At 65.2% G+C, this 13,622-nt stretch carries 12 protein-coding genes and 1 tRNA gene; 4 read left to right on the forward strand and 9 right to left on the reverse strand.

What is annotated here, in order from left to right:
- Nucleotides 1-77: 77 nt before the first annotated feature.
- From Sj15T_RS08350 to Sj15T_RS08365, 4 genes are all read right to left on the reverse strand, one after another.
- Nucleotides 78-1,361 (reverse strand): metallophosphoesterase, encoded by a 1,284-nt coding sequence (locus Sj15T_RS08350; RefSeq protein ID WP_013040603.1) that lies wholly within the window; start codon nucleotides 1,359-1,361, stop codon nucleotides 78-80.
- 122 nt (nucleotides 1,362-1,483) lie between these two features.
- A complete protein-coding gene (locus tag Sj15T_RS08355) occupies nucleotides 1,484-3,736 on the reverse strand; it encodes a TonB-dependent receptor (RefSeq protein ID WP_253720652.1) in 2,253 nt (750 codons plus the stop codon).
- A gap of 473 nt (nucleotides 3,737-4,209) precedes the next feature.
- Nucleotides 4,210-4,647, reverse strand: a complete 438-nt coding sequence (locus Sj15T_RS08360) for an acyl-CoA thioesterase (RefSeq protein WP_013040605.1) — start codon at nucleotides 4,645-4,647, stop codon at nucleotides 4,210-4,212.
- A gap of 2 nt (nucleotides 4,648-4,649) precedes the next feature.
- Nucleotides 4,650-5,330, reverse strand: coding sequence for a GntR family transcriptional regulator (locus Sj15T_RS08365; RefSeq protein ID WP_013040606.1), 681 nt, complete (start codon nucleotides 5,328-5,330; stop codon nucleotides 4,650-4,652).
- Between the two features lie 160 nt (nucleotides 5,331-5,490).
- On the opposite strand from Sj15T_RS08365, the gene Sj15T_RS08370 reads away from it, so the two are divergent.
- The gene (locus tag Sj15T_RS08370) at nucleotides 5,491-6,195 is read left to right on the forward strand and encodes a CoA transferase subunit A (RefSeq protein ID WP_007682752.1); all 705 of its coding nucleotides are present in this window, start codon (nucleotides 5,491-5,493) and stop codon (nucleotides 6,193-6,195) included.
- 1 nt (nucleotide 6,196) lies between these two features.
- The gene (locus Sj15T_RS08375) at nucleotides 6,197-6,832 is read left to right on the forward strand and encodes a 3-oxoacid CoA-transferase subunit B (protein ID WP_013040607.1); all 636 of its coding nucleotides are present in this window, start codon (nucleotides 6,197-6,199) and stop codon (nucleotides 6,830-6,832) included.
- A gap of 252 nt (nucleotides 6,833-7,084) precedes the next feature.
- Here the strand turns inward: Sj15T_RS08375 and Sj15T_RS08380 are convergent.
- Nucleotides 7,085-7,160, reverse strand: a tRNA-Ala gene (locus Sj15T_RS08380).
- A gap of 231 nt (nucleotides 7,161-7,391) precedes the next feature.
- Here Sj15T_RS08380 and Sj15T_RS08385 point away from each other — a divergent pair.
- Nucleotides 7,392-8,339, forward strand: coding sequence for a DUF2171 domain-containing protein (locus tag Sj15T_RS08385; RefSeq protein WP_013040608.1), 948 nt, complete (start codon nucleotides 7,392-7,394; stop codon nucleotides 8,337-8,339).
- A gap of 46 nt (nucleotides 8,340-8,385) precedes the next feature.
- On the opposite strand, the gene Sj15T_RS08390 is transcribed toward Sj15T_RS08385, so the two are convergent.
- Genes Sj15T_RS08390 through Sj15T_RS08405 form a run of 4 tightly spaced genes read right to left on the reverse strand, consistent with a single transcriptional unit; the run spans nucleotide 8,386 to nucleotide 13,161 of the window.
- Nucleotides 8,386-9,222 (reverse strand): CoA ester lyase, encoded by an 837-nt coding sequence (locus Sj15T_RS08390; protein ID WP_013040609.1) that lies wholly within the window; start codon nucleotides 9,220-9,222, stop codon nucleotides 8,386-8,388.
- Nucleotides 9,219-9,671, reverse strand: coding sequence for a MaoC family dehydratase (locus tag Sj15T_RS08395; protein WP_013040610.1), 453 nt, complete (start codon nucleotides 9,669-9,671; stop codon nucleotides 9,219-9,221). Before Sj15T_RS08395 ends, Sj15T_RS08390 begins: the two co-directional genes overlap by 4 nt.
- Entirely contained in the window at nucleotides 9,671-11,563 is a 1,893-nt protein-coding gene (locus Sj15T_RS08400) for an acetyl/propionyl/methylcrotonyl-CoA carboxylase subunit alpha (protein WP_013040611.1), read from the reverse strand. The genes Sj15T_RS08395 and Sj15T_RS08400 overlap by 1 nt, the downstream gene beginning before the upstream one ends.
- The gene (locus Sj15T_RS08405) at nucleotides 11,560-13,161 is read right to left on the reverse strand and encodes a carboxyl transferase domain-containing protein (protein ID WP_013040612.1); all 1,602 of its coding nucleotides are present in this window, start codon (nucleotides 13,159-13,161) and stop codon (nucleotides 11,560-11,562) included. Before Sj15T_RS08405 ends, Sj15T_RS08400 begins: the two co-directional genes overlap by 4 nt.
- Before the next feature lie 45 nt (nucleotides 13,162-13,206).
- On the opposite strand from Sj15T_RS08405, the gene Sj15T_RS08410 reads away from it, so the two are divergent.
- Nucleotides 13,207-13,545: a DMT family protein gene (locus tag Sj15T_RS08410; protein WP_013040613.1), complete on the forward strand. Its 339-nt coding sequence runs from the start codon at nucleotides 13,207-13,209 to the stop codon at nucleotides 13,543-13,545.
- Nucleotides 13,546-13,622: the final 77 nt, after the last annotated feature.

Below are 13,622 nucleotides of genomic sequence, written 5' to 3' on the forward strand. Positions count from 1 at the left end.
GCGACTTCCCGTTTTCTTCGGCGCGTTCGGCCCGGCGCCCGCCATGACTTCCGGAGACTGTCGCTTCGACAGGCCCGTCACTTGCGCCCGTCGCCGCGCGCGGACCGCGCCGGCGCGAAGCGGGCATGGAAATCGTCGAGATCCAGCGCGAATTCGTCGGACGCGATGAACTCCTCGTCCGTCGCAGTCGGCTTTTCCTTTTCCTTGTAGAATGCCGAATAGGTCGGCAGCTTGGAAGCCGTGGACTTGTAATAGGTGGAGATGGTCTTCACCTGCACGCTGGCCTTCGGGCCCGACAGGTCGAACTGCATCAGCCGCATCCATCCGTCGCCGATCGTCTCGCGCTCGTTCGCTCGCGCGGGCGCGGCGGTCACGAAGGATTGCCGGCGCCCTTGATAGTCCGACAGCACCTGATAGACCTTGTGCCCGAACCTGTTGAGGTCGACGCGATGGGCCTGCCCATATTGGTGGCCGCTGAGCATCAGGAAGATCTGGTCGTTCTGCGACAGGAACTTGTCCCACACGTCCTGCGGATTGTTGTGGACGGGATTGACCGCCTTGAAATCCACGGCGGGATTTTCGCGCCTTTCGCCTGCGCGGTTGAGGAAGCTGTGCGTGCTGACGATGGTGGGCAGGCCGGGGTAGCGCTTGATCACGCCCTCCGCCCATTTCAGCACCGCGTCGGACGGCGCCATCTCGAACCCGATATGCAGGAAGCGGTAGCCGCCCGCATCGAAGAGCTGGGCGCTGTCGGCGCCGCCATTATAGCTGGCGACATACCAGGACTTCTTCCTGAAGAAGGGCGTGTCCGCCCCGAATATGGACGTCCAGTTCTTGAGCCCGCCATAGGCGAGCATGCCGTTGGGCAGGCCCCCCTGGCCTTCCGGCCAGCGTGAATCGGCCCAGTTCGAATCATAGTCGTGATTGCCCGGCACGACCGAGAAGGGCAATTTCCCGGCAATCATCTCATATCCCCGGCGCGCCGTCGGCATTTCGACCGTGAGCACGCGGGAATCCGGATGGATTTGCGGCAGGCTGGTCAGATATGTCTGGATATGCTTGTACCCCTGGGCGGCATATTCCGGGGTCATGCGCTGGCTGGCATGTTGCCAGACATCGCCGAGCGCCGTGGCGAAGGCGATGTCGCCGCCCTGCGATTCCGCGTTCTCCGCGATGTAGCGCATCTGATCGAAGAAGAGTTCCCGCGCATCGAAGGGAAAGCCCTCCTCGGTCTGATGGCGGTAATCGGTGTAATATTGGGTGTCCGGAATGACGGCGATCGTGAATTTCCCGTCCTCGGCTCGCGCAACCGACGTGCCGACAATGGCAAGCAACAAGATCAGAATGCGTTTGATCGACATGTTCCGGCCTTCCCAAGGCGCTTTCCGGGCCGCCCGGCGCACAGGGCGCCGGACGGATTGGAAAGCCAATTCAGACAATATTCCAGGGCGCCGATTTCCCTGCAAGCGAAGCGGAGCGGGCCTTAGAATTCATACCGCACGCCGCCGCCGAACAGCCGCGGCGACCCGACCAGGCGCTGCGCCAGATTGCGGTCGATCGCATACACCTCGTCAGTGAGGTTGCGGACATAGGCGAATACCGACCAGCCCGCATCCGACGACAGTTCCCCGCGCAATCCGAACAGGGCATATGTCGGCACCCTGGAGGTCGCGACATTGTTCAGGCGCTTGAATTCGGCGCTCTTGTAACGGGCGTCGAACGTGGTCGTGAACTCCAGCCCCCCGCCGAGCTGGAGCTTGTGAACCAGGGATGCGTTGGCGGTGCGATGCGGCGCGGCGGGAAGATCGTTGCCAAGGTTTGCGGCGACCTGAGCGGGCGTGCCCTGGAATTCCGTGATCCTGCTGTCGAGCAGCGTCCCACCCGCTTCCAGGCGGAGGCTGTGCCGATCATTGTCGAACAGGCTCAGTCCGACCTGCAAATCGACGCCGTAGAGGATCGACTTGCCGACATTGATGCGGACGTTCGGCGTGTTGGGCGCAACGATGGTGAATGCCTGCAATTCCGACAGGTCGTAATAGAAACCGTCGACCGATGCATAGAAGCCGGCGGCGGTCGAAACCTTGAAGCCTGCCTCATAGGCCTTGACGTTTTCAGGCTTGAGCGGCAGCGCCTCCACCGCGCTGAAGATCGACGATCCGTCGAAGCCGCCGGCCTTGTAGCCCGTGCCGTAGGACGCGTAGACCTTGATCTCCTCGATCGGCTTGTAGGACAGCGTCAGCCGTCCCGACACATTATTGTCGTGCGCCCGGTTGTCGAAGAACACGGGCACCGCGGGAAAGCGGCTGGCGCCCTGCGAGATGCCATAGGGATTGAGGTCGATCGTCGATCCGGCGAACCGCGCCTTGTCGTCCGTGTAGCGAAGGCCGCCGGTAACGGTGAACTTGTCGGTGATCGGCCATTCGACCTGGCCGAAGACGGCGCGGCTTTTGCGCGTCTGGGTATAATTGGTCCGGACGCGGGTCGCCGCGACATCGGTATAGTCCAGATCGGTCATGAATTTGACCTTGTCGTTGATCGCATAGACGCCGACCACCCAGTCGATCGGGCCAAGGTCGCCCGCCAGGCGGGCTTCCAGCGACTTCTGCCGCACGCGGTCGTTGAAATCCCAATCGAATACGCGCGCCGGGCCGCCGGTGGCCCCCTCCACGAAGCGCTTGCCATATTGGTAGCCCAGGATGGTGGTGAGCGTGATGTCATCGGTCAGCGGCTGCTCATAGTTCAGCGAACCGCCATGCATCCGGATGTCGCGCATCGGATAGCGGGACGAATAGAAGGTGTAGGGATCGTTGTCGGGTTCCAGCCAGCCGTTGTTGTTGATGCCCTGGACGCTGTCGGTGATCTGGTTCTCGCCCTTGTCGCGACTCATGAAGGCCTTGAGCTTCAACTTGCCGCCGGTGGGCATGGTCCAGAGCAGCGTGCCGCGCAGGGCCAGCATGTCGCGGTCGCCCCATCCGCTGCGAGCGCCCGGATCGGGAACCACCGGCGTGCCCGCGAAGACCCGCGTGCCGGCGAGCGAGCCGGCGCCCTTGCCGTTCATGTAACCGCCGCCCCATTCGCGCAGGACGGCGATGCGGGCGGAAATATCCTGCGTGATCGCACCGCCGACCGCGCCCTCGATGCGATAGCGTTCGTAACTGCCCAGTTCGGCCGTCACATAGCCGTCGAGATCCTTGCCCGGATCGCGCGTGAGCACGTTGATCACGCCCGCCGTGCTGTTGCGGCCGTAGAGCGTGCCCTGCGGCCCCTTCAGCACCTCCACGCGCTCCACGTCGAAAAAGGGAAGCGAGAGGAAGAGATTGGACGTCTGGTAGACGTCGTCGATATGCAGCGCCGCCGACGAACTGCCGTTCGGGCGATAATCGTCGCTGCCGCCCAGGCCGCGAACCGAAATCACCTTGGACGCGCTGCCCCCGAAATCGGACGTGATGCTGACGCCGGGCGTCTGCTCCACGATCCCTTCGAAGTCGCTGACGCCGCGCTCCTGGATATATTGGCCGCTGAAGGCGGAGATCGCGGCCGGGACGTCCGACAGGCGCGACGCGCGCTTCTGCGCGGTGACGACGATGTCCTGACTTGAATCCCTGGGGGCATCGGCGCCGCCCGGAACGGCGTCCGACTGCGCATGGGCCGGCATGGCGCCCACCAGTGCAATGGCGGCCGACGCCGCCGCAAAGACCAGCCTGCCCCGCAAATGAAGATTCGCCCTTTCAGTCATGTCCATCTCCCACTTCCCCTTTATACATTATTCCCTGGCCCCAAGGCGGCCACGCGCATTTCCAGACGGAAAACCGGCGCCGCGCCGACCTTCGGCGGCAATGCGCAAAAAATGCCTTGGCGTTCATCCATAAAATGAACTTTCTATCGTTTATAGTTTCATATATCGAAACTGTCAAAGAGATTTCGACGATATATTAAATTAACATTGCGCATGAAAGCAGGGCAAAGGAGCCGCCGCCCATTGCCTGCCGCGCACATGGCGCGATCTTCGCTGCCAGCCTGACGAAGCCCCTTCCCGCTTCCGCCGAGAGCATTGCCGTTACATCGGGATCAATGGCGGCGGCGCGCTCTTCAACGTTCCGGCGGCCGTTTTCCGCAGGGCGGATGGACGTTCGTTTCCCTAAAATCGGATGGAGACCAGGGAGCCGCGCTTCCGGGGCTTGTCGGACCTCGACGGCCGCATTGAGAACCCTATGCCTGCTTCGCCATCCTTGCGGTCAGATCGGCCCTCAGTTCGTCGCGCAGCGGCTTTGCCTGCCCGTCCGTGCGGCATATGATGACCGTATCGCAGGTCGCGATGATGCGGCCGTTCTGGAACATCGCCTGATGGATCGTCCAGCTCGTGCGGCCAAGGCGGCCGAAGCCCGACGCGATATGGACGAGATCGGGAAAATTGCCTTCGCCCAGATAGCTTATGTGGAGGTCGCCAACCACAGTGCGCTCGTTCGACGGCCGGTTGGCCAGGGCGTCGACCTGCCGGTTCAGCATGACGCGGCCGCCCTCGAACAGCGCGGCGAAGGCGACATTGTTGATGTGGCCATTGACGTCCAGGTCCTGGAACCGCGTCTGGAAGTCTCCGCGCACCGGGTAATTGCCGGGGTCGAGCCGCCAGCCTTCCGGCTTGGTCATGATCAGCGCGCCCCCATATGACCGTCGCTCCGCCGCGCATGCCAATCGGCGATGGCGCCGCGGACGTTGTCGACGTGCCGGCGGGCCACCGCCTCCGCCAGCGCCGCATCCTTCTTCATGACGGCGGCCGCCATATCGGCATAGTCGCGGCGCCGGACCTTCTGGAGTTCGGGCATCGAATATTGAACGTGGATGATGTGCATGCCCACGGATGGAAAGAGCCTGCGCAACTCGCGATTGTCGCCGATCCGCAGCAGCACGCGATAAAATTGACGCCGCGCCGCGTTGAAGGCCCCCTCCTCCCGGTCGGCCGCCGCCATGTCGAGGCGCTGCAGCACGTCGCGCAGGAGCTTCGCGTGCAGGCGCTCCACATATCGGCCGGCCGCGGTGCGGGCGGCGAGCGCCGTCATCGCCTCCGCGACGTCGAGCACCTCCATGCTCTCGGCCAGGTCGAGCTTCCGGATCGAGGGCGACCGATTGGCCTCCAGTTCGATGATCCCGCGCACCGACAGATGCTGCATGGCCTCCCGCACCGCGTTACGGCCGACGTCATAGCGAAGCGCGAGGTCCGTTTCCGCAAGCCGCTGGCCGGGGACGAGTTGCCGCTCGTCCAGCCCGGCCAATATGCCCAGGACCACCTTGCGCGCCGTGCCAGCAGGCTCGAACTCCAAACCGGCCTCCATAGGACCCCTCTTGATTGTTCTACAATCATGTTCCATACATGCTTTGGCCGGGAGTGCCTAGCGGCAAGACGGCGCCCGCGATCGCCGCCCCGCATTCCGACGCCCACATATCGCCGCCGCCGATAGCGGCACCACCTCAGCAGCATGCGAGTCCAACGACATGGCGAGAAAATTTCACGACACGGCCAGCGAGGCTCTTTCGGGCCTGCTTTTCGACGGAATGACCATCGCGGCGGGCGGCTTCGGCCTCTGCGGCATTCCCGAAACGCTGATCGACGAGATCCGCCGCAGCGGCGTCAAGGATCTTACCGTCATTTCGAACAATGCGGGCGTCGACGATTTCGGCCTGGGCCTGCTGTTGCAGAGCCGGCAGGTGCGCAAGATGATCTCCTCCTATGTCGGGGAGAATAAGGAGTTCGAACGCCAATATCTGACCGGCGCCCTGGAACTGGAATTCAATCCGCAGGGCACGCTGGCGGAGCGGCTGCGCGCGGGCGGCGCGGGGATCGCCGGCTTCTACACGCGGACGGGCGTCGGGACGATCGTGGCGCAGGGCAAGGAGGAAAAGATATTCGGCGGCGAGCGCTATATCCTGGAGACCGGGCTGACGGCCGACCTTGCCATCGTCAAGGCATGGCGCGGGGACGAGAAGGGCAATCTCGTCTATCGCAAGACGGCGCGCAACTTCAACCCGATGGTGGCGACGTCCAGCCGCGTCACGGTCGCGGAGGTCGAGGAGCTGCTTCCCGCCGGCGCGATCGATCCCGACCATGTCCACACGCCCGGCATTTTCGTGCAGCGCCTGATCATTGCCGAACGGAACGAGAAGCGCATCGAAAAGCGCATCGTGCGCAAGGAGGTTTGACATGCCCTGGACCCGCAACGACATGGCCGCCCGCGCCGCGCGCGAACTGCGCGACGGTTTCTACGTCAATCTGGGCATCGGCATTCCGACCCTGGTCGCCGACAATATTCCCGCAGGCATGGACGTGACGCTGCAGTCGGAAAACGGCATGCTGGGCCTTGGCCCCTATCCCGATGCCGCGCATGTCGACGCCGACATCATCAACGCGGGGAAGGAGACGATCACCGAACTCGCCGGCACCAGCTATGTGTCATCGGCCGACAGTTTCGGCATGATCCGCGGCGGCCATATCGACCTTTCGGTCCTGGGCGCGATGGAGGTCGCGGAAAATGGCGACATCGCCAACTGGATGATCCCCGGAAAGATGGTGAAGGGCATGGGCGGCGCGATGGACCTGGTCGCGGGGGTCCGGCGCATCATCGTGCTGATGGACCATGTCTCGCGGGACGGCACGCCCAAGTTCCGCAAGAGCTGCACCCTTCCCCTGACGGGATCGGCGGTGGTCGACATGCTGATAACAGACCTGGCCGTCTTTGCGCGCGCCGATCGAAGCGCCCGCTTCCGCCTGATCGAATGCGCGCCCGGCGTCGACCTCGATCAGGTCCGCGCCCTCACCGAAGCCGACTTCGACGCATGAGCGCGGCCGATCCGACGATTGCGGATGCCTGAACGGACGGAAAGCGCCGTTTGAGACGGCCTTTCCATGGGCGCGAAGTCCTTTCCGCTTTGACCTGCCGCGCTTGCCCGGCAGATCGGCTTCGCCCGTCCAGCGACATGTGGCGGCGCGGACATGGCTTCCACGCCTGCGCATCGGCACCGATGCGGCAGATGGACGAAAAATCCCCGAATGCCTGCCTGTCGGGTAGGAATCCAGGACTGATCTGGAAAATGGTGGAGCCGAGGGGGATCGAACCCCTGACCTCGTCATTGCGAACGACGCGCTCTCCCAGCTGAGCTACGGCCCCGTTAAGGAGCGCTGCCTATAAGCGACGGATTGCGGCCATGCAACGGTCTTTTTGCGCAAAAAATGGAGCCGCCCTCCATCCTCCGGCGCGGCCGGTCTGCCGGGGCAAAGGCGGGACATTACTCCTGCGTAACGCCCGGAACGATGCGGCGGCATGCTCATTGGTGCGGTGACGGCATCTCAAAGGGACGTCGTGCAGAAGCAGACGCAAAGGCAGACAAGGAGACGGACAATGGGTTACCAAGGCGGACGTCGCTATGGTGACGGCGATCGTAACTGGACGGACTGGGACCGGGATTCCGACCGTTACCGTGCGCGGCGCGACTGGCGGGACGATCGCAGCTATCGATATGGCACGCGCGGCCAGTTCGGCGGGCCGGGATCGGGATATGGCGGGTCGGGCAACCGGCGTCCGGCGGATGATTATGATCCGGACGAACGGGGCTTCCTCGACCGCGCCGGTGACGAGATCCGGAGCTGGTTCGGCGATGAGGAGGCGGAGCGCCGCCGCGAATATGACGATTATTACAACCGTCCCTATGGCGATCCGCGGGACCAGAGCAGCCGGATCGGCTACGCCTCCGCCGCCAATACGGGCCGCTACCTGCCCAATCGCGGCTACGCGCCCTATACCGGCGAACGCAGCGGCTTCGGCAGCGAGGATCATGGCTATCGCGTGCGCGCCTATGGCCCGAACCATGATTATGGCGAGCATCACGACGCCAATTACCATGCCTGGCGCCAGCAGCGGATCGACGAACTGGACCGCGACTATGCCGAATATCAGCGCGAAAACCGCGAACGCTTCAACAATGAGTTCGGCAGTTGGCGCACGCGTCGCGGCGAGCAGCGTCAGGCGGTCCAGCAGGTGCGCGAGCATATGGAAGTCGTCGGCAGCGACGGCGAACATGTCGGCACGGTCGACAAGCTGCGCGGCGACCGCATCATCCTGACCAAGAACGACCAGGAGTCGGGCGGCGTCCATCATTCGATCCCGTCATCCTGGATCCGGTCGGTGGACGCGCAGAAGGTGACGCTGGAAAAGACCGCGGAACAGGCGCAGACCGCATGGCGCACCGAGCGGGAGCAGCAGGCCCTGTTCGGATCGCAGGACGATGACGCCCAGGCCCGTTTCAGCGGGGCTAGCGGTTCGACCCACGAAAAGGGCCGCTACCGATAAGGTCGCCCGGAAGCAGGAGGGCCCGGCCGCAATGCCGGGCCTTTCTTCATTGGGCGGCGGCCAGCACCCGCTGCGCCTGGATGAGATGGGGCCGGTCGATCATCTTGCCGTCCAGTTTCAGCACGCCCGCGCCGGGATTGGCGGCGAAGGCGTCGATTACCGCCCTCGCCCGCGCGATCTCCGCATCGGTGGGGGTGAAGCCTTCGTTGATGGCGGCGACCTGAACCGGGTGGATCGCCATCATGCCGGTGAAGCCGTCGCGCCGCGCACGTCCGATATAGGATTTGAGATCGTCCATCGCCTCGATCCGGGGGAAGACCGTGTCGATGGCGGGGACGCCCGCGGCATGGGCGGCGAACAGCGTCAGGCTGCGCGCCATTTCGAAGGGCGCGGTGTAGCGGCCATCCTCCTCGCGGGAGGTCGACGCGCCGATGGATGCGGGCAGATCCTCCGCCCCCCAGGTCAGGCCCGCCAGCCTGTCGCGCACCTGGCGGAAGCTGCCCAGTTCGAAAAGGGCGGCGGGGGTTTCGGTCGCGATGGGCAGGATCGGCGGCACAGGCGCGCCGCCGGACAGGGCGATCATCGCCTGGACGCTCGCCGCCCCCTCCGCCTTGGGCAGCATGATGCCGTCGGGCGAGGCGGGGAGCACGGCGGCCAGATCGGCGGCCGTGTGGTCGCCGTCCAGCGGATTGACGCGGACGAAGGCCACGCCGTTACGGGGCGACGCCAGCCATTCCGCTATCGCGTCCCGCCCATAGGCCTTGCGTTCCGGGGCGACCGAATCCTCCAGGTCCAGGATGATCGCGTCGGCGCCGCTGGCGGCCGCCTTGGCGAAGCGTTCCGGGCGGTCGGCGGGGACGAACAACAGCGAACGGAGCTTCATGCGGGCCTCTTCTTCAGCAGCGCCATGCGCAGGCATTGGCAGACGATTTCGTCCCGCTGGTTATAAAGGCGATGGGTGAATGTCACGATGCCCGCTTCGGGGCGGGAGCGGCTTTCCTTGAGGTCGGTGACTTCGGTTTCGGCCCGCATCGTGTCGCCGATGAAGACGGGCTTGGGCATGACCAGCCTGTCATAGCCCAGATTGGCGACCAGCGTGCCCAAAGTCGTGTCGCCCACCGACAAGCCCACCATCAGCGCGAAGGTGAAGGTGCCGTTGACGAGGATCTGGCCGAATTCGGAGGCTTTCGCGGCTTCGGCATCCAGATGCAGCGGCTGGGGGTTGTGGGTCATCGTCGAGAAGAGGAGATTGTCGGTCTCCGTCACGGTGCGGCGGATTTCATGGTCAATCCGGTCGCCGATGGTCCATTCGTCATAATAGCGGCCCGCCATCAGTCTTCCCCCCGTTCCACCAGCACCAGCAGCGTGCCTTCGCTGACCTGGCCGCCTTCGGTCGCATCCAGTTCCGCCACCACGCCGTCGAAGGGCGCGGTGAGGCTATGTTCCATCTTCATCGCCTCCAGCGTGACCAGTTTCTGGCCCTTGGCGACCCGGTCGCCCTTCGCCACGGCGACGGCGATGATGCGGCCCGGCATGGGGGAGAGGATCGCGCCGTCGGATGCGGCGGCGCCGCCCGCCTTGACCGGCGGGGTCTGGCTGAAGAACCAGCTTTGCCCCGCCTGGGTGACGATGATCGTGCCGTCGCGCTCCATGGCGGAACGCAGGTCGGTGCGCAGGTCGCCGGACGCGGCGTCCGCGACGACATGGCGGCCGTCCACGAACAGATCGACATGGGTCTTCGGCGCTGCGTTGAGGCGGAAGCCGAACAGCCCTTCCCTGTCCTCGCGGCCCGTCCAGTCCTTGCGGAAACGCTGTCCGGCGGCGGCGAGAACGCGGTCGGACGGGCAGTCGACAGCGGTCAGCGCCTCCCCCTGCCGCTCGATCAGGCCGGTGTCGAGGCGGCCCTCGGCAAAGTCGGCCATGGACAGGCAGGCATGCAGGAAAGGCTTGTTGGTGTGCAGCGGGCCGACGAAGCTGCCGTCCAGCCAGCGGAGCAGATCGGTGCGCGCCGCCTCCCGATCCGGGCCGCGGCAGATGACCTTGGCGATCATCGGGTCGTAGAAGGAACTGACGGTATCGCCTGCCTCCACGCCGGTTTCCACGCGCGCGCCGCTGTCGAACAGCAGCCGGTCGATGCGCCCCGGGCTGGGCAGGAAGCCTTTGGCGGGGTCTTCGGCATAGAGGCGGGCCTCTATGGCGTGGCCGTTGATCGACAATTGCTCCTGCTTCTTCGGCAGGGGTTCGCCGCTGGCCACGCGGAGTTGCCATTCGACCAAGTCGACGCCGGTAATTTCCTCCGTCACCGGATGTTCGACCTGGAGGCGGGTGTTCATCTCCATGAACCAGATGCGGTCGGCGCGCAGGCCCCCACCTTCTTTGGCGCTGGCGTCGGCGATGAATTCGACGGTGCCTGCGCCGACATAGTCCACCGCCTGCGCGGCGCGAACGGCCGCGCCGCAAATGGCTTCGCGGGTGGCGGCGTCCATGCCGGGCGCGGGGGCTTCCTCGATCACCTTCTGGTGGCGGCGCTGGAGCGAGCAGTCGCGTTCGAACAGGTGGACGACCTGGCCGTGGCTGTCGCCGAACACCTGCACCTCGATATGGCGGGGCGAGAGGATATATTTTTCGATCAGCACCTGATCGTTGCCGAAGCTGGACGCCGCCTCCCGCTGGCAGGAGAGGAGCGCGTCGGCGAAGGCTTCCGGCGCGTCGACGCGGCGCATGCCCTTGCCGCCGCCGCCCGCGACCGCCTTGATCAGCACGGGATAGCCGATGGCGTCGGCTTCGGATTGCAGGCGCTCTGCGCTCTGATCCTCGCCCAGATAGCCGGGGGTGACGGGGACGCCCGCTTCGGACATCAGCTTCTTGGCGGCGTCCTTCAGGCCCATGGCGGTGATGCTGGCGGGATTGGGGCCGACCCAGATGAGACCGGCGTCGATGACGGCCTGCGCGAAGGCGGCGTTTTCCGAGAGGAAGCCGTAGCCGGGGTGGATGGCCTGCGCGCCCGTCGCCTTGGCGGCGGCGATGATGCGGTCGCCGATGAGGTAGGATTCGCGGGCCGGGGATGGGCCGATATGGACGGCTTCGTCGGCTTCGCGGACGTGGAGCGCCCTGGCGTCGGCGTCGGAATAGACCGCGACGGTGCGGATGCCGAGGCGGCGGGCGGTGCGGATGATGCGGCAGGCGATCTCGCCGCGATTGGCGATGAGCAGGGACTGGATCACATGCGGAACACCCCGAAGCGGGGCGCCTCCTCTACCGGGGCGTTGAGCGTGGCGGCGAAGGCGAGGCCCAGCACGTCGCGGGTCTGGGCGGGGTCGATCACGCCGTCGTCCCACAGGCGGGCGGTGGCGTGATAGGGGTTGCCCTCATCCTCATATTTCTGGCGGATCGGCGTCTTGAAGGCTTCGGCTTCCTGCGGCGTCCATTTGGCGGCGTCGCGGTGGACGGTCGCCAGCACGCTCGCCGCCTGTTCGCCGCCCATCACGGATATGCGGCTGTTGGGCCAGGTGAAGAGGAAGCGCGGGCTGTAGGCGCGGCCGCACATGCCGTAATTGCCCGCGCCGAAGCTGCCGCCGATCAGCACGGTGATCTTGGGCACGCTGGCGGTCGCGACCGCCGTCACCAGCTTCGCGCCATGCTTGGCGATCCCCTCCGCCTCATATTTGCCGCCGACCATGAAGCCGGAGATATTCTGGAGGAACAGCAGGGGAATGCGCCGCTGGCAGGCGAGTTCGATGAAATGCGCGCCTTTCTGCGCGCTTTCGCTGAACAGCACGCCGTTATTGGCCAGGATCGCGACGGGCATGCCCCATATATGGGCGAAGCCGCAGACGAGCGTGGTGCCGTAGAGCGCCTTGAACTCGTGAAATTCGCTGCCGTCGACGATGCGGGCGATGACTTCGCGCACGTCATAGGGGGCGCGGACGTCCTGCGGGATGATGCCGTACAGTTCTTCGGGGTCGTATTTCGGCGCCTTGGGTTCGCGCAGGTTGAGGTCGATTTCGGGCGCGGGCTGGAGCGTCGAGACGATGTCGCGCACGATGGTCAGCGCATGTTCGTCATTTTCCGCGACATGATCGACCACGCCGGAGCGGCGGCCGTGCACTTCCGCGCCGCCAAGGTCTTCGGCGGAGATGACTTCGCCCGTCGCGGCCTGCACCAGCGGAGGGCCGGCGAGGAAGATCGTGCCCTGGTTGCGCACGATCACCGTTTCGTCCGACATGGCGGGCACATAGGCGCCGCCCGCCGTGCAGCTTCCCATGACGCAGGCGATCTGGGGGATGCCCCGCGCCGACATCTGCGCCTGATTGTAGAAGATGCGGCCGAAATGCTCGCGGTCGGGAAAGACCTCCGCCTGGTTGGGCAGGTTCGCGCCGCCGCTGTCGACCAGATAGACGCAGGGGAGGCGGTTCTCCATCGCGATTTCCTGGGCGCGCAGATGCTTCTTCACGGTCAGCGGATAATAGGTGCCGCCCTTCACCGTGGCGTCGTTGCAGGCGATCATCACCTGCCGCCCCGACACGCGGCCGATGCCCGCGATCATGCCCGCGCCGGGCACTTCGCCATGATACATGCCGTTGGCGGTGAGTTGGCCCACCTCCAGGAACGGGCTGCCCGGATCGAGCAGCCGCTCCACCCGGTCGCGGGGGAGCAGCTTGCCGCGGGCGACATGCTTGGCCCGCGCCGCTTCGCTGCCGCCGAGCGCGGCGTGGGCGACCTTTTCGCGCAGTTCGTCGCGCAGGGCGCGGTTATGCGCGGCGTTGGCGCGGAAGCTTTCGCTCTCCGCCGAAAGCTTCGTATCGAGAACGGGCGCACTCATGCCCTTGCGCTCCCCTGCCCCGTGGTTGCATATCCAGGGCCATCCATGCCGACCATCCTGCTCCTCACCATTTCCAACCTGTTCATGACCGCCGCCTGGTATTGGCACCTGAAGGGCGGGATGAACAAACCCCTGTTCGCCGTCATCCTGATCAGTTGGGGCATCGCCTTCGTCGAATATTGCTTCGCCGTGCCCGCCAACCGCATCGGCTTCGCCCATGGGTGGAGCGCGGGCCAGCTCAAGATCGCGCAGGAGGCCATCGCGCTGATCGTCTTCGGCGGGTTCATGGTGACGGTGCTGGGTGAGCCGCTGCACTGGCGCCATCTCGCCGCTTTCCTGTGCATCATCGCGGCGGTGGGCTTCCTGTTCGTGGGGCGATCCTGAGAGTGCGGCGTGCTCCTGCGGAGGCAGGAGCCTAGTCCCGCCGTCTGAACTGGGTTCCTGCCTTCGCAGGAACACGT

The sequence above is a fragment of the Sphingobium sp. TA15 genome, from assembly GCF_037101235.1.
GTDB lineage: Bacteria > Pseudomonadota > Alphaproteobacteria > Sphingomonadales > Sphingomonadaceae > Sphingobium > Sphingobium indicum.